General features: G+C 34.3%; 24 protein-coding genes. 1 reads left to right on the top strand and 23 read right to left on the bottom strand.

Annotated elements, in window-relative coordinates:
* Positions 1-7 precede the first annotated feature (7 nt).
* Positions 8-517: a flavin reductase family protein gene (locus tag BN2390_RS04100; RefSeq protein WP_053983080.1), complete on the top strand. Its 510-nt coding sequence runs from the start codon at positions 8-10 to the stop codon at positions 515-517.
* Positions 518-585: 68 nt separating this feature from the next.
* Here the strand turns inward: BN2390_RS04100 and BN2390_RS04095 are convergent, their stop codons facing one another.
* The 23 genes from BN2390_RS04095 to BN2390_RS03985 form a co-directional block, all read right to left on the bottom strand.
* The gene (locus BN2390_RS04095) at positions 586-1,497 is read right to left on the bottom strand and encodes a hypothetical protein (protein WP_053983079.1); all 912 of its coding nucleotides are present in this window, start codon (positions 1,495-1,497) and stop codon (positions 586-588) included.
* On the bottom strand, positions 1,490-1,981 hold the full coding sequence (locus BN2390_RS04090) for an RNA polymerase sigma factor (RefSeq protein ID WP_242847640.1): 492 nt from the start codon (positions 1,979-1,981) through the stop codon (positions 1,490-1,492). Before BN2390_RS04090 ends, BN2390_RS04095 begins: the two co-directional genes overlap by 8 nt.
* A gap of 131 nt (positions 1,982-2,112) precedes the next feature.
* On the bottom strand, positions 2,113-2,427 hold the full coding sequence (locus tag BN2390_RS04085; protein ID WP_053983078.1) for a hypothetical protein: 315 nt from the start codon (positions 2,425-2,427) through the stop codon (positions 2,113-2,115).
* 21 nt (positions 2,428-2,448) lie between these two features.
* Positions 2,449-3,969, bottom strand: coding sequence for a DUF4153 domain-containing protein (locus tag BN2390_RS04080; protein WP_053983077.1), 1,521 nt, complete (start codon positions 3,967-3,969; stop codon positions 2,449-2,451).
* Between the two features lie 19 nt (positions 3,970-3,988).
* Positions 3,989-4,213 carry a DUF3955 domain-containing protein gene (locus BN2390_RS04075; RefSeq protein ID WP_053983076.1) on the bottom strand — a complete coding sequence of 75 codons (225 nt, stop codon included), beginning with the start codon at positions 4,211-4,213 and terminating at the stop codon, positions 3,989-3,991.
* Positions 4,214-4,218: 5 nt separating this feature from the next.
* Positions 4,219-4,431, bottom strand: coding sequence for a helix-turn-helix domain-containing protein (locus BN2390_RS04070; RefSeq protein WP_053983075.1), 213 nt, complete (start codon positions 4,429-4,431; stop codon positions 4,219-4,221).
* A gap of 14 nt (positions 4,432-4,445) precedes the next feature.
* Positions 4,446-4,901, bottom strand: coding sequence for a DUF2975 domain-containing protein (locus BN2390_RS04065; RefSeq protein ID WP_053983074.1), 456 nt, complete (start codon positions 4,899-4,901; stop codon positions 4,446-4,448).
* A gap of 154 nt (positions 4,902-5,055) precedes the next feature.
* Positions 5,056-6,744: a S8 family peptidase gene (locus BN2390_RS04060; protein ID WP_053983073.1), complete on the bottom strand. Its 1,689-nt coding sequence runs from the start codon at positions 6,742-6,744 to the stop codon at positions 5,056-5,058.
* Positions 6,745-6,798: 54 nt separating this feature from the next.
* Positions 6,799-8,487 carry a S8 family peptidase gene (locus BN2390_RS04055; protein ID WP_053983072.1) on the bottom strand — a complete coding sequence of 563 codons (1,689 nt, stop codon included), beginning with the start codon at positions 8,485-8,487 and terminating at the stop codon, positions 6,799-6,801.
* Between the two features lie 60 nt (positions 8,488-8,547).
* Positions 8,548-10,236 carry a S8 family peptidase gene (locus tag BN2390_RS04050; RefSeq protein WP_053983071.1) on the bottom strand — a complete coding sequence of 563 codons (1,689 nt, stop codon included), beginning with the start codon at positions 10,234-10,236 and terminating at the stop codon, positions 8,548-8,550.
* A gap of 119 nt (positions 10,237-10,355) precedes the next feature.
* Positions 10,356-10,829 carry a methylated-DNA--[protein]-cysteine S-methyltransferase gene (locus tag BN2390_RS04045; protein WP_053983070.1) on the bottom strand — a complete coding sequence of 158 codons (474 nt, stop codon included), beginning with the start codon at positions 10,827-10,829 and terminating at the stop codon, positions 10,356-10,358.
* Positions 10,830-10,852: 23 nt separating this feature from the next.
* On the bottom strand, positions 10,853-11,239 hold the full coding sequence (locus tag BN2390_RS04040) for a hypothetical protein (protein ID WP_053983069.1): 387 nt from the start codon (positions 11,237-11,239) through the stop codon (positions 10,853-10,855).
* A gap of 80 nt (positions 11,240-11,319) precedes the next feature.
* The gene (locus tag BN2390_RS04035; protein ID WP_053983068.1) at positions 11,320-11,829 is read right to left on the bottom strand and encodes a deoxycytidylate deaminase; all 510 of its coding nucleotides are present in this window, start codon (positions 11,827-11,829) and stop codon (positions 11,320-11,322) included.
* Between the two features lie 156 nt (positions 11,830-11,985).
* Positions 11,986-13,611: a M3 family oligoendopeptidase gene (locus BN2390_RS04030; protein WP_053983067.1), complete on the bottom strand. Its 1,626-nt coding sequence runs from the start codon at positions 13,609-13,611 to the stop codon at positions 11,986-11,988.
* 190 nt (positions 13,612-13,801) lie between these two features.
* Positions 13,802-14,593 (bottom strand): hypothetical protein, encoded by a 792-nt coding sequence (locus BN2390_RS04025; protein ID WP_053983066.1) that lies wholly within the window; start codon positions 14,591-14,593, stop codon positions 13,802-13,804.
* Positions 14,590-15,159, bottom strand: coding sequence for an RNA polymerase sigma factor (locus tag BN2390_RS04020; RefSeq protein WP_053983065.1), 570 nt, complete (start codon positions 15,157-15,159; stop codon positions 14,590-14,592). Before BN2390_RS04020 ends, BN2390_RS04025 begins: the two co-directional genes overlap by 4 nt.
* A gap of 146 nt (positions 15,160-15,305) precedes the next feature.
* Positions 15,306-16,013, bottom strand: coding sequence for a sulfite exporter TauE/SafE family protein (locus tag BN2390_RS04015; RefSeq protein WP_082238571.1), 708 nt, complete (start codon positions 16,011-16,013; stop codon positions 15,306-15,308).
* 101 nt (positions 16,014-16,114) lie between these two features.
* Positions 16,115-17,917, bottom strand: a complete 1,803-nt coding sequence (locus BN2390_RS04010) for a glycerophosphodiester phosphodiesterase (protein ID WP_053983064.1) — start codon at positions 17,915-17,917, stop codon at positions 16,115-16,117.
* 167 nt (positions 17,918-18,084) lie between these two features.
* Positions 18,085-19,032: an LCP family protein gene (locus BN2390_RS04005; protein ID WP_053983063.1), complete on the bottom strand. Its 948-nt coding sequence runs from the start codon at positions 19,030-19,032 to the stop codon at positions 18,085-18,087.
* 85 nt (positions 19,033-19,117) lie between these two features.
* Positions 19,118-19,870: an NAD(+) synthase gene (gene nadE, locus BN2390_RS04000; RefSeq protein WP_053983062.1), complete on the bottom strand. Its 753-nt coding sequence runs from the start codon at positions 19,868-19,870 to the stop codon at positions 19,118-19,120.
* A 111-nt stretch (positions 19,871-19,981) separates the two neighbouring features.
* Positions 19,982-20,533 carry a cysteine hydrolase family protein gene (locus tag BN2390_RS03995; RefSeq protein ID WP_053983061.1) on the bottom strand — a complete coding sequence of 184 codons (552 nt, stop codon included), beginning with the start codon at positions 20,531-20,533 and terminating at the stop codon, positions 19,982-19,984.
* A 100-nt stretch (positions 20,534-20,633) separates the two neighbouring features.
* A complete protein-coding gene (locus tag BN2390_RS03990) occupies positions 20,634-21,287 on the bottom strand; it encodes a zf-HC2 domain-containing protein (RefSeq protein ID WP_053983060.1) in 654 nt (217 codons plus the stop codon).
* Positions 21,277-21,786: an RNA polymerase sigma factor gene (locus BN2390_RS03985; RefSeq protein ID WP_053983059.1), complete on the bottom strand. Its 510-nt coding sequence runs from the start codon at positions 21,784-21,786 to the stop codon at positions 21,277-21,279. The genes BN2390_RS03990 and BN2390_RS03985 overlap by 11 nt, the downstream gene beginning before the upstream one ends.
* Between the last annotated feature and the right edge of the window lie 282 nt (positions 21,787-22,068).

Genomic DNA, 22,068 nt, shown 5'->3' with positions numbered 1-22,068 from the left:
TGTTAACATGAATCAATTTGTATCTATCCAACCAGAAGCCTTAGATAAAAATCCATTTCAACTTATCGGTAAAGACTGGATGCTTGTAACAGCCCAGGCTAATGGAAAAGCGAATACAATGACAGCATCTTGGGGAGGCCTAGGAGTTATGTGGGGCAAAAATGTTGCTTATGTTGTTATCCGCCCACAACGTTATACTAAGACATTCATAGATGCCTCAGATAGATTTTCTCTTACTTTCTATGATGAATCCTTTAAAAAAGAGTTAGGCTATCTTGGTAAAGTATCTGGTAGAGATGAAGATAAAATTGCTAAAGCTGGCTTAACACTTACTCACGAAGGTGAAACACCTTACTTCGAAGAAGCTAACCTGGCTCTTGTATGCAAAAAGCTATATGCTCAAGAGTTTAAACCTGAATGCTTTATTGAAACAGAGCTAGATGGTAAATGGTATCCAAATAAAGATTATCATGTACTCTATGTAGTAGAAGTAGAAAAAGTCCTTGTAAAAGCTTAATTCACTTTATGTAATACACAAGTAGCTCCTCTAGTATCTAAGACTCTAGAGGAGCTACTTTTCTACTCTTAATAAGGTATTATACTATTAAAAATTTCTTGTACATCTTCTGATATCTGGTAATAGTTATCACCTATACTTAATATCCTTAACGACGGTGTTGCAAAAATTTCTAAAGAAGTCTCATCACTTAAAAGTACCTTTAATGTTATGCTTTTCTCTCTTGCCTCATCACTTGCCAGCTCCTCATAAGGAATCTGAGCTGGTTCCAAAAATCTACTTTTGCTAATGCCTTCTAGCAATGCTTTACTTGTTTGTTGATCCAATTCTGTAACAAATATTCCATCTATTCTTCTACTTACTTCTATTCCTAAAGCACGTTCACCAAAATCTGCTGCTTCAAAGAAATGAGCAAGGTCAAAATAAGTATCATCTGAACGCCCTACATTTTCACATAAATAATATTGCCCTTCATACTCTACGATTACACGATAGTCTGGGTTATAATCTTTACTTTCCCAAATGGTTCCCCCTTGTGCAAAAGTTGTGGCATACTCCTTGGCAGTATCTGTCGTTTCTCCAAATATAAGCAAACTTTCTAATTGGCCTAACTGATTGGTTAAACTACTAAAATCTATATTTTGTGGGATCTTTTCTAAAAATACATAACGATAGCCCTTATAATTCATAAACTTTCTCACGCCTACTTGCTGACCATAGGATGGATTCTCTGGTTCCATATAGCTTGGTGGTGTCATCAAACTTTGTTTGCCTACATAACTTCCAACCCCTACAACAACTAAAAGGCTTGCTGCTACATACATCCATTGTCTGGGTCTAAAGCTTACTACATTTGAAGTTTTTTGAGGTTCTACCTTTTTCTGCTTTGCTTGTGCTAATATATTGTTTAACATTCTATCTTTTTGTTCTTGTGTAGGCTTAATACATTCTAAGCTTGTATAAATTTCTTTTTCATTCATCGCCTTCTCCTCCTATTCCGAGTTTAAGTAGTTCCCGTCCTTTTTTTAATCTAGACCGTAAAGTGGAAGCATTTACGTCTAGCATCTGAGCTATTTCATCTGTACTATATCCTTCATAGTAATGAAGATAAATGGGTAGCTTAAATTTATCAGGTAGCTTTAATACCAATTCAAGCACTCCACTTTCCTCATCATGGTGTACTGAATCGTGGGTGGCACTATCAAACTCTATACGCTTTTGCCACCAATGCTTAAGTTGATTTTTACAGTGGTTCTGAGCTGTAACAATTAACCAAGCCTTTTCATGTTCTACGCTTGCAAACGTTGGCTCTTTTTCAATAACCTTCATAAAAATAGCTTGTACAGCATCCTCAGTATCTATCTCATTCTTAAAAAACATAAAACATATACGATAGACCATATCTACATATTTATTATATAAATCCGTTATTCTTTCCGGTGTATACTCCATATTCTTCGTCACCCTACCTCCTTATATTTTTTCCCTTTAATAACAATACAATCAATACAGCTATTTTGTTGAAAGTAGGATAAAAAAATACACATTATTTTTCTCCTACTATGAGCAGTAAAAATATAATGTGTTTTAAGCGCTTATTCTTTTCTCAAATACAAGACCAATGCAATGAAATTAATTACAACTGTCACCACCAAAAGAATAGATGAAGCACCTATTATAGCTCCATAGGTATCTAGGAGTGCTGTCCAATCACTTATTTGTATCAGATGACCCGTATAAAGTATTTGCATATATAATGAGGTCACACATGCACTAAAGCTTATGACAGCATATAGGCTATATCTTCCTATAGAAGCTTTCTTGTACTGAATCAAACTTAGAATAGGCGCCCCCCAAGCAATCAATCCAAGTATCAAACTCCCTACATTTAACCACCCAGTATTAATCATCATATCCCCTCCTAAGTTTAGCTAGTCTATGCCTAGCCTATCCATACTTTTATCCTCTTTTATCACTGTATGTCCTTCTTGTTGAATCAACTGACTTGCACGGTATTTAGCCAAATTCCAGCTCTCCCACTGATTCTTATATTCTATTTCCCATATGTAGCTTTCTATATAATCATTATAATGTTTACTTTTCATTTCTATAAAAGGACCTACACTAGATAAGCTTAAATCATCAAAACTTCTTTCCACTTCTACTTGTTGTGTCTCATATAAATACCCATTATACTTCGCTATCAAATAATCTACATTACAATAATTTAATCCAATATAAAGTACCATAAAGGTAATCATTAACTTCTTAATGATTCTAAAGTGGGATTTAAATAGACTTATTCCAATCAATACAATACTTAGTAAACTTAATATTAAGAACCAAGTGACGTAAACACGTTTAATAGTTAATCCATATTCACTCATGTACATAATCATCTTTGCAAATGCTGTTGAAATGATAAATATGGTAAAGCCAATAAAGAATACACTATAACCTTTAAGCCATTTTGCTTTTTTCTTCTCCTCTTTACCTTGTACAACTAAATTAAGCCCTGCAACAATACCAATATTAAGAAGTGTTATAGGTAACATTTCAAAGAAACCTCTTCTCGCATATTCTGAATAGGTAAAATCACTTGGCAAAATCCCTCTAAAAGCAGATACAAAGTAGCTTAGTTGTGCCATACAATAAACAAGATATAGTCCTATAAGCAACGTACACACGGTCATGCCTATTGTAAAATCTACTTTCTTAGTGCTTAATTTCCATTGTATCTTTACTTCATCGTCTTCGTATGCATCAGCACATGTATCTTTCTGTCCTTCTATTTGATCAATAGGTTCTTCTAAGTTTTTAAAGAAACCTATACAAGGAATAAATAGAAGACTTATACATGTTGCACGTGTCACAATGTAAAATAAATCTATTTCTATTTTATCCAAGAAGAAATTCATTACCCCTTGAAAAGCTGCATCTGCACTTATAAGCAAAAATCCTGCCATCAAGAGTATGGGAATACTGATTATAACCCCTATAATAATCTTTTTGATGAATTGCCCCTTACTCTCTGGTATCTGTTCATTTTCCACCTTTACATCTTGTATAGCCTTACCAAAGCATTCAAAAGGCTTAATGATACCTAAACTACAATGATTCAATAACCACTGAATAGTGTATGGTTCATATGTATTCAAGTTATATAGTTCACTTATATGAATAATCAATAACATAAAAAGTAATATGAGATTAAAAAACTTCAAGGTGTCGTTATCAAATAACGGAAAACATAATGTAATAAGTAAAACAGGTATACACCATTTGGTTAATCTCTTACCCTTTAACTTATCTTTATCAAGTATTAAAACTAAAGTATAAAAAATACCTACTACAAGTGGCACTGCTATCCCAAGTCCCCCAAATATAATAAATTCACTAAGTGCAAAACTTAATATAAGTGCTGCTCCTAAGCGCATCCTTTCTTGATACATCTTACTCCCCTCTTTTCTCTTAATGATTATATTTTATCTTCTTAATTACTAATCTTACTGTTGTCACTACTGCCATCACTAAAACGAGCACTGTAAGAAGCCAGATAATAGGTACAAGAAAGAAAGGTTCTTCTAACATACCATTTTCTAAAACTCTAGAATTCATATTGAAAGTTATAATACAAATGATATCTATGATCCCTAATATAAAGGTTGGTTGATATTGCTTTAAATAGTGTTTCATCTTGATTACTCCTCATCTTCCTTATACTCAAGTATATCTCCTGGTTGGCACTCTAACACTTTGCAAATTGCATCTAATGTTGAAAATCGAATAGCCTTGCCTTTATTATTTTTAAGAACTGATAAATTGGCAAGGGTTATACCTACTCGCTCCGAAAGCTCATTCATACTCATCTTCCTCTTGGCAAGCATAACATCTAAGTTTACGATAATAGCCATGTAAATCACCTCTTCTATATTGTAAGTTCATTTTCTTCCTGTATTTCTATGGCCACATCTACTAGTTTGTACAAAATAGCACCAATTAAAGCTACCATAAAAGCCCCACCCACAATAACAATCATACTAATAGTTACTGGAATAAATAAAAGAGCTGTACCATATGCCAAGCAAATCACCACTGCACATAGGCTAATTATTTTTAAGTTTTTCTTACTAGCGATTGAAAAAGGATTACGCTCAATAATATTATGGGCTAAGTTTTTGGTTTGCCATAGTATGATCCAAGCTGGTATGCCTGTTGTATACAATAAAATCATTAGCCTTATAGTATGTGTCTCACTATAAAAATTAACCCGACTTACTAACCATCTCACAACCCATGGTAAGCCTACAATCATACCTGTTAGTACAATTAATCCTGCTATACATAATCCATACAAAAATTTACTTAAATTATCATTCTTCATAATATCACCTCAAACTGATTATAGACCTATCTAATTCTATTTTCAATATATTTTTATCGAAAAACGATATATTTTTATTGTATAATAATCAAAAAAGCAGAGAATAGGCTCAAATATCCTCCTATTTCTCTGCTTTTACACACTCTATCTTGTATTAAATATTTTGTATACTATTTTTTAAATCTAACACACCGTAACCTTCTGCCGTATTTGGATAACTTACATTAGGCTTCCTTCTAGCACCTCTTATTAAAATAGTTCTTGCTATATTTGTATTAATAATATTAAAATTTTGCTCTACGACTGCCCATTGGAGTAGCAATGCACATGCTGCTGCAGTTATAGCTGTTGAAGCTCCTGTTCCCGTCTTAGTTGTATATCCACCAAATAAATCTGGACCTGGCACATTTACCCCTGGCGCGATAATATCAGGTTTGATGACTGCATTGGTTGTAGGACCCCTCCCTGATGAAGGATAAGCACTTTGGCTCAGCGAATTATAATTACCTACTACTATTACTTTTTCAGCTGTAGATGGAATACATACTGTTATTTGAGGATTAGGTCTTAAAAATCTTGTTTCTTCTTTTATAAATCCCTCTCTTGGCAACCATATATTATAATCACCGAATAAAATGTTTTCTCCATATATATAGATCTTCCATATTCCTGGGGTAGGGTTCTTAAACTTCATTTCTACACTTTGACTTCCTGTAATCAAGTTAGGAATCTCATAATCTACTGTAATTACACTTCTCTCTAGTGCAAAAGTAAAAGTTTGTACCTCAAGAAAATTAATCGGTACCTTATTAATAGTATTCCCTAAAGGTGTTTTAACACCCACCGCAATTTTATCAGCTCCCATAGTCCATACATTGAGAAAAAATCCATTTTCACCTTCTGATACATTAATCTCTACTTCTTGCATCTCTCCTTGTCTAATGACATTAGAATAATGACCAGATAAATTCCCCTCATTCCCTGCCGACGAAGTAAGAATAACATCATATACACTAGCTTTTCTACTCAAAAATTCTTCAATAATCGTAAGGCCATTATGTGCTCCCCAATTACTTCCTAATGCTAGACATACTGCAATTTGCTTATCTCTATCAAGTGCATATTTTATTACATAGTTAATCCCCTCCATAATATCATTGGCCTGATAAGCTGGTACCTCTTCTGGCAACAGTTTTTCTTCTCTAAGATATTGCTGCGCACCTCTTAATTTTACTACTACAAGTTCCGCATCAGGTGCTCCACCAGTATAAGTTGTTTCTCCTCCCCTGTCCTTCCCTGCGGCAATACCAGCTAAATACGTTCCATGCCCGTTGGTGTCTCTAGAAGGTACAATACTATAAGGATCATCTGATGCTAGTGCTCTATTAATCTCTTCTTCAGTATATACGGATCCAAAGTCATAATCATAAAATCCATAATTCACTGGTGGGTTTCCATCAACTGTCTGATCCCATATAGCTTTTATTCTTGTTGTACCATCCTCATATCGAAAAAGATTATTGGTATATTGAATCCCTGTATCAATGAAACCTATCATAATATCTTTCCCTGTAAGTTCTAACAACCCAGGTTGCTGAAAAGGTAATATATTTACTTCCCCTAACACTTCACTTATATTTAGTCCAAATAGTATAGGTGTAAATGCTGCTACTGCACCTTTTTTCAACCTTTCAAAATCTTCTCTAGCACTATCTGGGACTTGTATATGGGAAATGCGAGAATCAATTTCGTAAAATTTGATATTAGGATATAATCTTTGTAAGTCATCTTTAGACATAATATGTTCTATTACATAGTCTCTAATTTGCTGTCTACTTTCCATTCACCTCAACTCCCCCTATTTATTAATCTATACTAATGCTTAAACCAAATTTTTCTAAACATTCTCAATACTACTCTCTAAATCTAATTTTCCATACCCCTCTACTGGATTGGGATAACTTATTCCCGGACTTCTTTTTGCTCCTCTTATTAAGATAGTCTTTGCAATACTTGTATTAATAATATTAAAATTCTGCTCTACTACCGCCCATTGCAATAATAATGAACAGGCTGCTGTAGTAATCGCTGCCGCTGCTCCCGTTCCTGTCTTCGTTGTATATCCCCCTATCAAATCTGGTCCTGGTACATTGACCCCTGGAGCTATAATATCTGGTTTAATTACCTCACTAGTTGTAGGTCCTCTTCCTGATGATGGACATATCCCTTGAGTTACTATATCATATCCTCCAACTACGATTACCTTGTCTGCAGTAGAAGGTATACAAACCGTTGTTTCTGGATCTGGTCTTAGAAATCTTGTACTTTCTTTTATAAATCCTTCTCTTGGAAGCCATATATTATAATCTCCTGACAATATATATTTTCCATGTACATAAAGCCGCCATATTCCTGGCACCGGATTTACAAGTCTCACCTCTATACTCTGACTGCCTGTAGTGAGATTTGGAAATTCATAATCTATGGTAACCTGACTTTTTTCTAAATTAAATTTAAACTCTTGTCTTTCTTCGAAATTAATAGGAACTACATCTACATTATTTCCTAATGGTGTTCTAAAACCTACTTCAAGCTTATCTACACCAGAAGCCCATATAGCAAATGCAACTCCCTTTTCACCTTCACCAACATTAATCTCTATCTCTTGCGTTTCACCTTGCTTAACCCTATTAGAATAATGATGAGAAGTGTTACCTTCATTGCCTGCTGAAGACACAAGAATAACATCATAAACATTGGATTTATCATTCAGAAACCTTTCTATTAATGTCAATCCATTATGGGCACCATAATTACTTCCTAGGGCTATACATATAGCAATGGTTTTATCTAAATCATGGGCAAACTTTATAAGACAATTAATCCCCTCCATAATATCATTTACTTCATACGCCACAGCATTTTCTTGTAACAAATTTTCTCTTTTTAGATATTCTTTAGCTTCTCTTAATTTGACAACAACAATATCTGCATCAGGTGCACCTCCTGTATAGCCTACCGCACCTGTTCTATCCTTACCTGCTGCAACACCTGCTAAGTAGGTTCCATGTCCATTGCTATCTCTAGAGGGTACAATACTATAAGGGTCTTCAGAAGCTAGTGCCCTATTAATGTCTTCTTCCATATATACTGAACCAAAATCATAGTTGTCTACTCCATAATTCATTGGCGGATTGCCTTCTATAGTTTGATCCCATATGGCCTTTATACGTGTTGTATTATCTTCATATTTAAAGAGATTATTAGTATACTGAATACCCGTATCAACAAATCCTATCATCGTACCCTTACCTGTTAACTCGATAAAAGAACCTTGTTGAAAGGGCTGTATATTTGTCTCTTCCAATACCCCACTTATATTTAACCCCATTAATATGGGAGTAAATACTGCGACAGCTCCTTGTTTAATCTTATTGAGTTCTGCTTCTTGTCCTTCAGAAATTGCTATATGCGAAATCCCAGGGGCTAGTTCATAAAATTTAACTGTAGGATATATTGTTCTTAGAGCTTCTACTGACATAATGTGCTGTATAATATAATCCCTAGTTGTTTGTCTACTCTCCATCTCATTCAGCTCCCTCATTCATTTATATTTAAGTATATGTTTAAGCTTCTATTATTTATCTTAAATATTTTGTATGCTTTCTCTTAGATCTAGCTTTCCATATCCCTCTATAGGATTTGGATAAGTTACATTAGCATCCCTTTTTGCTCCTCTAATGAGAATTGTGCGAGCTATATTTGTATTAATAATAGGAAACCTACCTTCTATAATTGCCCACTGTAATAAAAGGGCACAAGCTGAAACAGTTATCGCCGTAGATGCTCCTGTTCCTGTCATAGGTATATATCCCCCATCCAGATTAGGTCCTAATATATTTACGCCAGGAGCTATAATATCTGGTTTGATTATTGCATTAGTCGTCGGTCCTCTCCCTGATGACGGATAGATGCCATTACTTAATACATCATAATTCCCCACAACTATTAACTTTTCTGCAGTTGACGGAATACTTACTGTTGTAAGAGGATCTGGTCTTAGAAACCTTGTTCCTTGCTTAATAAATTCCTCTCTTGGAAGCCAAAGATCATATTCTTCAAACAGTATCTTGCTTCCGTAGATATATAACTTCCATATTCCAGCTATAGGATTTATAAATTTGAGTTCAGCACTTTGACTTCCTGTAATTAAATTAGGAAATTCATAGTCTAAAGTCACTCTACTCTTTTCTAGATTAAAGGAGAAGCTTTGTACTTCAGTAAATATTGTAGGAACTTCTTGTATTGTATTGCCTAGAGGTGTTCTAAATCCTACAGAAATTTTATCTGAACCTGTAGCCCATAAATGAACTGTAAATCCCTTTTCTCCTTCTTCAACATTAATTTCTATTTCTTGTTTCTCCCCTTGTTTAATAGTACCAGCATAATGATGTGCCTTATTTCCTTCATTTCCTGATGATGATACCAAGATAACATTATAGATATCTGCAAAGCTGTTTAGAAAGCGCTCTATTATTGTTAAACCATTATGAGCACCCTGGTTACTCCCTAGAGCTAAACAAATGACGATTGGCTTATTGAGATTAATAGCCACACTTACTAAATAGTTAATCCCCTCCATAATGTCATTAGCTTGGTAAGCAGCTACTTCATCTGGTAATAGATTCTCTTCTCTCAGATACGACTTAGCCTCTCTTAGCTTAACTACAACAATATCTGCATCGGGTGCACCTCCTATATATCTTGTATCTCCTATTCTATCTTTACCTGCCGCAACACCTGCAAGATATGTCCCATGTCCATTGGTATCTTGTGAGGGTACTATCTCATAAGGGTTCTCAGCTAATAAGGCTTTATTAATATCCTCTTCTGTATATACAGAACCAAAATCATAGTTCTCCATTCCATAATTAATTGGTGGATTACCCTCTATGCTCTGATCCCATATAGATTTAATACGTGTTGTACGATCTTCGTATTGAAAGATTGGATTGGTATATTGAATTCCCGTGTCCACAAAACCTATCAATGTACCTTTTCCTGTTAATTCTCCTAGAGGTGATTCATGAAAGGATGATATATTTACCTCTTCTAGCGCCTCTTCTATATCAAGACCAAATAATATAGGTGTAAATATACCTATACCAGCCTTTCTTAATTCATCTAATTCCTTATTTGCATATTCCGGTACTACGATGTGAGAAATTCTTGGTGTCAAAGTATAAAATTGAATATTAGGGTATAGACCACTTAAGATTTCTCGTGATAACAGATGTTCAATAATATAATCCTTACTCCCTTCTACTCTATTCATCGGTTTTCAACTCCCTTATTTTCCTTATACTTAAATATATGTTTCTTTAAACAACTATACTTATCTAAACTATTTTTATTTTAAAATAAAAAACTCTATACAAAAAAGTGTTAGAGAATTTAATCTCTAACACTTTTTTGTTCTAACTCTATTAAATATTCTTTGATTTCAAGTCCTCCGCCATAGCCAACTAGCTTGCCATTAGCTCCAACAACTCTATGGCATGGAATGATGATAGGAATAGGATTACGATTATTGGCAAGACCTACTGCACGGTATGCTTTGTTTCTTCCTACTGCCTCAGCAATATCTTTATAAGATCTAAGTTCTCCATAAGGGATGTCTAAAAGGGCTTTCCATACCTCTTGCATAAAAGGTGTACCTACTGGTCTTAAAGGCAAATCAAATTGTTGAAGCTGGTTTGCAAAATATGCATCCATTTGTTTCTTCGCTTCTTTTAGCAAGCTTGTTTCTTCTTCCTTCACCACTTCTTCTAGTATTTCACCTGGATAAAGAATACGGGTAATCGCTTGCTCTTCTTCAATAATGCCTATTGGTCCAATAGGGGAATGATAGTATTGTATAACCTTCATCTTTTGTACACCACCTTCTATGCTTATTTGAATGCATCATCTTTCATTTGACGTCTTAGCTTTTCTTCTATTGTTTCAGCCTTTTTGACACGATATTTCTTCTCGATGCTTACATAGGTTCCCATCAGTACAAACATCCCAGGCATGGCACTTACACCCAGTATGACACCACCATAGGCCATTTTATAAAAGGCTACTATTCCTGCTAAAATATAGCATGCACCATAGATTACCCACATCCATCCGTTAGCTCTATTATAGGCTTTAATGTCTGTTATCTCTTCACTTTTTATAACTGTTCCCGACCAAAAGTGAATGGGATGATCTAGCTTAAATGCTGTCACTCCTATTGCTTCAAAAATGCCACCACATATACATGCAATAATAGAAAAAACTAGGGCGTCTCCCATATGCATCTCTCCTTATATGATCTTATACTCTATCATATTCAACGACTCATCCATCAATGCTACTTCCATAGCCTCAAATCTTACTCTACATCAAATTTTAATTTGATACTCTCAGTAGCTGTTTCTAACCTTGTTAGCTTCACACCTGCTGCTTCAAACATTTTCTTCGATGCTCTTACTGCATCCGTTTGCGCATACTTGTCTGAAAGATAAATGACTTCTCTAATACCCGATTGAATAATTGCTTTACAACATTCATTACAAGGGAAAAGTGCTACATATAATTTAGATCCCACTAACGATTTCCCTTGTGCATTCAAAATAGCATTAAGCTCTGCATGTACCACAAATGGATACTTTGTATCTAAGAAATCCCCTTCTCTTCCCCATGGAAACTGGTCATCTTCGCATCCAATTGGAAGCCCATTGTATCCTACACTTAAAATCGTATTTGGTCGTGTATGGTCTGAGTTATCACCACTTACAATGCACGCCCCTACTTGAGTACTTGGGTCCTTACTACGTCTAGCAGCAAGAAGGGCAATACCCATAAAATAGTCATCCCATGAAATGTAATCTTGTCTTTTCATCATTTTTCCTCCGCATCTGTTATAAGTTGCCTCTATTCTACCACGTTCATGTTTTATTTCCAATGAATTCTGCACTATCAAAAATACAAAAAAGAGGTCATTTCAGCGACCTCTCCTCCATTCTTAGCCTTTCATCTTTTTCCTTCATATCAATTTCTAGCTAATCATCTCAAGCTCATCGAGACAAGCTTCAAACTGAGCTGCTACATTTTCATAGTACTGTGGTTTTTTTAGGTCAATGCCTAGTACTTCTTTAGTGAGCTCATAGCCTGCTTTTTCTCCTCCACTTTGTAAGAACTTGATCCACTTGTTCTGCATTTCTTCATTTCCATTCATAAGTTCTGACACTACAGCTTCTGCTGCTACAAAGTCCGTTGCATATTGGAATGTATAAAAGTTTTCAAAGATATGTGAAATACCTGCCCAAGCTGCCTCTTGTGAGTAACTTTCTTCGTAGTACGCCTTATTTGCTTCTTCCCATATCCTATTAAGTGTTTCAGCTGTTAGTGTTTCTCCGCTTTCCACAAGCTTATAAGCCTTCTCCTCAAACTCTGCAATGGTCATCTGATAAAAAAGCGTATTAAATAAACTTTCAGCCTTTAATATTAAAGCAGATTGCTTTTCCTCTGTTGTTTCTGCATTTTGATAAATAGTATTATAAATGCTTTGTTCTGCTGCTATTGATGCAATTTCTGCAGCAAAAATATCTGCTTGCCATTTTTCATAAGGTTGATTGTTTCTTGATAACTCATAATGTATACCATGTCCTAACTCATGAGCTACTGTAGCTAATCCATCTGGCGTCTCTTCATAGTTTAAGACAATATAAGGATGAGTTGTATAAGTACCTATTGCAAAAGCGCCTTCACTTTTATGAGGTGCTCTAAAAGGATCAATCCAATTCTCTTCAAATGCTTGCTTTGCAATATCTGTATATGTTGGTCCAAACATTTGGTAGGCTTCTTGAATTAATTCTGGTACATGATCATAAGTATATTGCTCTGGTGAAATATGTATATTCATATTGCTACTTAGTTCTATATAACGTTCTAATAAAGGTTTCATTTTCTTTACTTCTCTTTTGGCTACTTCATAAACCTCTTCATCAACCCCTTGTTTCTCAGTAAGATATGCAAGGATGTTGTCATAGCCTAGCGTTTGGCTAAAGATAACTTCTTTAGAAACTTCCATATTATAAAGAGCCGCTAAACTATATTGTCTATTTTTAAGCTTTTGGTTATAGTCTTCTTCACTTATTCCATCATTATCAGCATATAAAATTTGTTCATAAACAGTATCTATTTGACCTAACATAGACTCCATTCTCATATAAAAGTTATCGCCTTCATCAGCGTATGCTTCATCTTCAGAGTCTTGCATGAGAAATGCACCCTTTTCAAAATAATCCGTTTGTAGTTGCTGAATTTTGCCCTTTTGTGCTATAGCTTGTTGATCAGCTTGATCCATACTGGTCTTCAATATGGTATAGACATGTAATTTCTCCATGTCCTTATTAATCTTCTCATCTAGCTTAAGACATTCTTCTAATTTATTTTCATCATCAAGCTGACCTTCATATTCTGATAATGTATTAATCTGCTTAGTTACTTCTTTATAACTTTGTTCCCATGCCTCACTAGATGAATAGAGTCCTGTTAAATCAATTACAGGTGGCGTTTCATTAGCTGCTTGCGGTAACTCATGCCCAAAAGGAAAGATTAATGGAAAAATGATTATGCCACATATGACCCCAATAACACTTTGATTTACTATTCTGTTCATTATTACTCCTCCTTCTATTTTCATACTTAATTGTAACATTTTATTTTCCTCATTTTTACTTACGATTTCTTAAGGTTTGGACATGTTGAAATAGTAAAAGGGCTATAAAACTAGTGGTAATCTCTAGTCTTATAACCCTTTTACTATTTCAGATCTATAAATATTACTTCTGCCATAGCCCTATCTGTAATTAGTTTGCATCAATAACAGCCTGAGCCATCTCTACCATTTCATCTGATGTAAAGCCAAAGTCACTACCCATAATATAGTAGCGAATATCTCCATCATTCCACCAAATGCTTTGGATTTGTTCTATTGTTACTTCATCTGAACCATAGCTAATTTCCAATGTCCCAGCTGCTTGTGCATTTTTATCTTCTTCTGTTAATACGTAATCTGCTGGAACGAATTTGTACATTTGCTCATCAAAGTAGAATGTATAACCTTTATAAGTATTTTCTAATACTTGCATATGATCATATGTCATGTATTGTTGTGGTATTTGCTCTACACCTAATGTGAGCATATCTTTACTACCTGGTTGTGCATAGCATAATGACATCCCTTTAGTATCTACAATAGACTTACCTTGTTCATCTACCAGAGAGGATTCATCCTTTCCACCAAATACAAATTCAAATCCCCCTGGTAAGCTTTCTACATAGTTAGGTACAAAACCTAAATCTTTTTGAACCTTTTGTGCTGTTGGGAATGTTTGATACCTATGGTCTCCATGACCTATCCAGCTTTTTGCAATGGTCCCTGCAATAAGACTTCCTGAGAGTAATGCTATACAGCAAAAACTTGCTATCATTGCTTTTTTCTTATTTTTAAAAGAGAACTTTCCTTGTTTCATTTCATTTTGCTCCTTTTCATATATAGCTGCTTGTATCTTTCTAAAAGATACTGCATTTTCATTTATTCCATTTGCTTTATCCGTAAGCACTTGCTTAATTCTTGAGTCTTGCTCTTGTTTATTCATATCCCATACGCCTCCTTTGATTTATGTTGTTTGCCTTCTTCTATCAAATGAAGCTTAAGTTGCTTTCTTGCTGTATAAAGTCTAGATTTAACTGTTCCTTCTAAACATCCCATCACCTTTGCTATTTCTTTGACAGTGAGTTCATTATAGTAATACAAAATAATTGTTGTTTGTAATTTGTAATCTAACTTAAGGATTTGGCTATAGATTTCGTTTCTATCTTGTACCTCCTCCATAATATCTACTTTGGCTTTGGCATCTGCCAGCTCCATAATCTCATTGATTGTATCAGTAGGTACAAGACCTTTTTCCTTTTTCATTGTTCTCCATGTAAGGCGTGTTAGAAGTTTAAAAAACCAAGTCTTAAAATACTCTGGCTGCTTCAAGGTATGAAGAGACAAATAGCACGTTGTAAAGGCTTCTTGTACAATATCTTCTGTTGTATGCGGGTTACCTGTCATCAAATATACCGTTCGCATAGCCTTTGCCTTATACCCTTCAAAAAGCAATTCAAAGGCATGCATATCGCCTTGTTTTGCCTTTTGTACAATTTCTATTTCATCCACTTCATTTCCTCCATCTTCTCACGCTTATTAGGTGCACCTATTACTATAGAGACAAGTATACGCCCTTTGGTTCATTTTTTCTTAAAGTTTTTATAAAAAAAATAATTGCCCCATTATTGATACCTTCAATAATGGGGCAATTATTTTTAAATGAGTAAGCTTATACCTGAAATTAGAAGTAGGATATAAGAGAGCATAAGAAAGGCCTTTTGGCTCATCTTATAGTAAAGCTTCTTACCTATAATAATAGCTACAATCAAAACTGGGAGAGCGAATAAAGATAACGTCATAATATTAGGCGTTATAAGACCACCTATAAATTGTTTAATGAGTAGATAAGTGTTCAGCACAATCCATACAGGCGCTAATGTGGCTCTAAACTCTCCTTTATTAGGTAATTTCTTAACCGCATAAATAATAAGAAGTGGCCCACCTGAAAGAAACATACCATGTACAATACCCGCTAGTACAATAACACCTATCAAGATAGCATCACTTACTTCATATTCTTTCTTCACAAAAATCCCTTTTAAAGCAATAGCTATAATAAAGACTGCATAAATTGTAAGCAAAATATCTACTGGGAAAAGAGTGTAGATATACTCTCCTACAAAGACTCCAACCAACATAATCAGTGTCATCTTTAAAAACTCTTGCCATACAATATCCTTATAGGATTCAAATACAATTAGTATACACGCTACTAAAGTTATAATGTTTAAAAGCGGTTTAGCTACATCTATACCTAGTAGTAAAATAGAAAATGGCATAGCTAAGACTGTACCTGCAAAACCAGTTATGCCTTGAATAATATTTGTTAATAGTACAATACCTAAAAAGATAAATGTCTTCACAATCTATACTCCTTTATTCAATGTCTAGAGTTAGATTGTGCCAATTTATAAAAAATTACACGTTCCAATTTAAATCAAAAATTTCTTTAATTTTCATCTTATCATAATTCAAATTGTCCTACTTGAAAAGGAAAAAGAGGCCAGCGCTCTTCTTGGATACCCAGTGCATAATGAGCTAAATCTGGATTATCTGTGATAATCCCATCTACCCCAAGCTTAATCATATCTAACATAGGCTTTTCATTATTAAGTGTCCATACAAAAACCTCTTTGCCTCTTGACTTAAGCGTTCTTACAAGAAACTCAGTGGCAAAAGAAGCTTCTATACTATAGGCATCTACGCCATCTAGCTCTTCGAAATCCCCATAAGCTACTGCTGTAATATAACCTGTCTTGATTGCTGGGTTCATCGCTTTAACTTTAGTTAACACATCATAATTCATAGATACAATCATACATTGGTCTGTCAGCTTATACTTTTCTATGAGTTCTACGACCTTTTCTTCTAGTCCCTCCTCATAGCCTGTAAGTTTTAGCTCTATCATAAGGTCAATCTTATCTTTGGCATAAACGATGGCATCTTCTAATTTTGGAATCTGCTCTCCTACATAATGTGGATTAAAAGAACTGCCTGCATCATAGGTTTTCACCTCTTCATAAGTTGATTCCCAAACATTTTTATTTTCACCTGTTGTGCGCTTAAAATTGGTATCATGCATCAAAATAAGTTCACCATCTTTAAGTTGTTGTACATCTATTTCTGCATAATTTGCCCCCAGCTTTACAGCTTCCTCTAATGCCGCTAAAGTGTTTTCAGGCGCAAATAAAGACGCCCCTCTATGAGCAATCACTTTTGTATTTGGATTCATATTTCTTATCCCCGAGATCCAATCTCTGTTCACATTATAATCAAAATAAAATCCTAATAAGATAGCTATGCTCATCCCTTTAATGAGCCCCCTTATTACACGTTTACGTCCCTTTGATTGTTTTATAACTTGCTCTGTGGATGGATACGTCTCATTCAAACTATAATAAAGCGCTGATATAAAGCCAAATCCTAACACAAATTGAATAAGAGCATCAAAAAATAAACGTCCCTGGCTCAACATGGTATAGTTAAACCAAAGCTCATTTTTAAGGTTGCTACCACTATAAGATACTTGAACAAGGATTAAAGATACTCCAATAACCATAAGGTAAATCATCCATTTAACAACAGTCACAAATAACGTCCATATCAAGAAATAAACAGTTGTTTTGATAATCTTTCCTTTTATCATATCTCTACTTATCTTTCTTGCTTCTTTAAAACTTCTATTTTGAAGTGTCACTTCATAAATACTAAAAATCCATCTTATTACTAGTAGTTCTAATAAAATTAATAGACTCATATAAGAAAGCCTAAGTACAGGGGACTTATGTATAAAGTCTAAAATAAACTCTGGTATTTGAAAACTACTTAAAATTTCTGTTGTAAGGAGAAACCCTGTCACAGGAATAATCACAATAACAAACAAAATAAGTAAGCCATTTTGAGGTTTCAAGATATAACTTGCCTTTTTTATTGCTTGTACAAAAAGATTTGTTACACTAATCTTCTCACCTTTCATACCTTGGTCACAATATATAATAATAGCTGTTATTTCAATATAAATATAAAAAGCTAGTAAAATCACCAATACTACTAAAACAAGAATTGCCATAGGGCTTTTTAAGATTAAAAGTACATTTTGATTACTCAAATATTTAAGCCCTGCTCTTTGCATCGCAAATCTTAAAAGTTCTTCAAGTAATGGAAACGCTATAATCATAGCACCAAATTTATAAATTAATTCAAATAGGATTAAAGTACTCCAATCCCATAACATAAGTCTTATTGCACGCTTAAATATCTGTATCATAGTAATCACCTCTTTTCATCTTCTTATTTTAGAGATAAAATCTAAAATCTTATGCTAGTAATTCTTAATCTTTCTTAAGATATTTAAAAAAAGGATATCACAAAGCCTATTGGGGCTTAGGAATATCCTTTCCTATGACACATAATTATACTTATATCTGTCTTATATTACTCATTTAAAAATTCATGAAGCTGTTCTCTACCAGCTTCTTCATCCCACTGTAGTACCCAACCTTTGCCCGGTATAATACCGCCTTGGCCCCTATCTGGGTCTGGGAATTCCATTTGCCTTACATCCGTTGTTCCAATCTGAAGTGCTGTAAAACCTAACTTCATAAGTTCAAATGGATTCATATTGGTTTTAATATAAGGTAGTACCTGTTTGAAAAGCTTAGAGTACATATTAAATGGCATACGAATGACCTTATTAAAGACTTCTTCTACCACCATACGTTGTCTTTCTTCTCTTGCATAAATGGAATCATTCTTACGCATTCTGACAAAAGCAAGTGTTTGATAACCATTGAGGGTATACGTACCCGGTTCATCAATACTTATATAGTCTTCTTCTCCTCCATTATAAAACTTACGATAGTTTTCATTAGATACACGATTAAACTCACTAAGCTCCCAATCTTCTAAGGTGGCCTCTACACCTCCAAGCATATCTACAAGTTCAATAAAAGATGCAAAATCAATGACTACATAACAACTTACATCCACTTGGAAGTTCTCTCTCACGGTCTCTATCAGTAGCTCTGGACCTCCATAAGCATAGGCATGGGTTAACTTTTCATAGCCTTGACCTGGAATATTCACATAAGAGTCACGGACAAAAGAAGTTAGCTTAATATTGTCATGTTCTGTGTCTAAAGTCAGTAACATCATTGCATCTGAACGTGTTGCTGCTTCTGTATTTGTACTATCTACACCTACTAATAAAATGTGATTAATACCTGGGAGTGTGGGATAAGATACTGGTGTTTCTGGCGTAATTACACCACTATTTTCTACTTGTATATCACTTAATAAATTATAAAAATACACGCCCACCAGGAGAATCAAAGCAAGCAAAATTGCAATAATTATCCAAATAATTTTTGTAGACTTGCGCATACTTCACCTCAATTAATACGTCTTGAGATTAGTATGTCCTGTCTAAAGTTTATCTATGAAAAGATTTAATTTAATTAAATTATAATTATTTTACTACAAAATGAGGCATTGGTTGGAGCTTGTGTAAGTTCTTTGCATTCATATCATCAATTTTAGCTTTAATGGTTAGGTCTTCACATTTACCTTCTCGAATGTACTCATCTAACATTTCATAGGTGAATCCTAAATTCTCCTCATCTGTCTTACCACATAAACCATCAATTGGTGTCTTCTCTACAAACTTACTTGGTAAACCTAGCACTCTCCCTACTGCTCTTACTTCTGTTACTGTAAGCTGTGATAAAGGAGAGAAGTCTCCAGCACCATCACCAAACTTAGTGGCATACCCTACCCAGTCCTCTGATAAGTTACAAGTATTGGCTACACGTCCATTACACATACCTGCTACACCATATAAAGTCGTCATACGAAGTCTCGCTGGTGTATTAATGCGTGTAACATCTGAGATACTCTCACGACCTAACGCCTTTGCAGCCTCTCCTAGTACATCAAACATAGCTGTTGCAGTACTACCTATATTAATGACAACATGAGGAATATCAAGAGTCTTACAAAGGTCATAGCTATAGTCGATATCTGCTTGTTCTCCACTTGGCATCAATACACCAAGTACTCTTTCTTTACCTAAGGCTTTTACACAAGCTGTTGCTACTACAGAACTATCTTTACCACCACTGATACCTACAACTGCTGTACACCCTGGACCATTTTTTTCAAAGTAATCTTTAATCCATTCTACTAATTCTTCTGTTACTTTTTCTGCATCAAATTTATACATATCTCTTTCCTCCTCTTCGTACTCCTCATTATTATAGCCCTAATGATAACTTTTATTATTGTAAATTTCTTTCCTAAGTATATCTTTCCTGTTGAGAAGTCTATTCCTCTTTTAAACAATCTGGATTTGACACATCTTCATGGCTTCTAAGGCATTTTGATGTGTGGCAGGCGTTACCCCTGCGCATCCTGCTGAATCTACTTTGATTACTGCTTCTGGCATATAAGTCTTAAGCAAAATGGCATTCGAAAGCACACAAATATCTGTACATAAGCCAACCAATTCTATCTCTACCTTGCTTTGGTCTTCTATACTCTCCCTTAAGGTTTTAGCCAATTCTTCCCCTCCAAAAATGCCTTTTTCATAAAGAATAGAGCCTTCACTTGTTATTTGCAAAGAGGTAGCAAGGGCTTCAATATCTGGTTGTAATGCCCACCCTTTTGTCCCTTTAATACAATGTGGAACAGGTAAGTTCTTGCCTTCTTGTGTTCTCAAATAATCTTCCCCATGGGTATCCTTTGTAAAGTAAATGGGATCACCATTTGCTTGGTATTCCTTAATTTTCTCTATGACATAAGGTACAATACTAACAGCTTCCTTAGTGCCTAGTGCCCCATCAATAAAATCATTTTGCATATCTACAACAACCAGTATTTTTTTCACCCTTACACCTCTTCTATTATCATTTTAATACTCTCATTATATAAATACATTTTGAGCCTGTAAATGCAAGCCAAATGCTTTACACACTTATGTTTTTTTATTATTTGGCAAAGTAAAATACTATGCCCTCTTCTTTAACTGCAAGAATATAAGTATCATCTTGTAAAAAAATAACTTTCTCTGGAGAACTAATAAGCTCCTCTTTTACTTTTTTAAATTCATTATTTAGGGGCTTATCTGTTTTACTTAAGTCCTTTACAGTTGCCATCCGACATTGATTGATGAGTGATTCTACTCCATCTTGAGATGTATGGAATGCTCCATTCACATTATTGCTATCAATATTATAAATAATCGAAATATCCTTTGAATCCTGTGGAATCTCTTCTGGTACCCATCCTCTTTCTATATGCCCTTTTGCTTCCTCATAACTTCCCATTTTCACTACAAAAGTATCATATTTACCACCAAGGATTGATACTGCCATCCAGGTCATTCCTATAAACATAATAGCTATAAATGATATGATGGTCTTTCTTATTTTCTTTATTCTCTTTGCATAAGCTAACGTTTTATCTTGAATTATTAAGTCAGTACTTTTCATATCTGGCTCATTCCTAATACTCTTATAAAAATGGCTACACTCTGTACACTCATCTAAATGCTGCTCCACTATTTCCCTGCTCTTATCACTCAATGCATCATCTATATAGATTGGCATAATGTCTTTTATAAGTTCACAATCATATTTCATAGTTATAACTCTCCCTTAATTGTTTTTGTAATTGTTGTTTGGCTCTAAAGAATAATACCTTTGCAGAACTCTCTGAAATTCCTAAGCTTCTAGATATCTGTGAATACGAAGAGTCTGAATAAATTCTTGCAAGAAATACATCCCGCATATTGCCCTTCATATCAAATACTATATTGAGAGCATTGGTTAATAGCTGCCTATTGATTAATGTATCTTGTATTGAAACAGTATCTTCTATAACGTCATTTAATATTTCATCAATAGATACGGTAATGTTCTTATTTTTGCGTAGATACATAAAAAATCTATTTTTTGCTATTCCCATAAGCCAAGTTTTTATATGTCCTTCTCCTTTAAACTTGCTCATTTCAAGATATGCATAATAAAAGGTTTCTTGTGTTAATTCCTCAGCTAAATCAACATTGTTATTAGATAATTTATATAAAAAACGAAATATATCTTTATGATACGCTTTATATAAACCTTCAAAATATTTCAAGATACACCTCCTTTCTCTTGCTTCTATAATATTAGTTGCAGAAAGGTCATAAAAGTTACATTCTTTTTTTAATAAATATTTAAAGACTATAAATGAATTTAGCATTACATATATAAATAAATTGATAATTTTATTTGTCAGACCTATACCTTAAAATGTAAATTAACTTCTATAAAAATCAAAAAAACTAGCTTCTATAGAATACAGAAACTAGTTTATAGGTGCCTAACTTTCCAAAACATTTTTAACACAGGCTTAACTTCAAATATAAACTTATATACG

This window comes from Niameybacter massiliensis (genome assembly GCF_001282685.1).
GTDB lineage: Bacteria > Bacillota > Clostridia > Lachnospirales > Cellulosilyticaceae > Holtiella > Holtiella tumoricola.
Note: the sequence above shows the minus strand (reverse complement) of the source record. Positions and strands in the feature narration are given on the sequence as shown.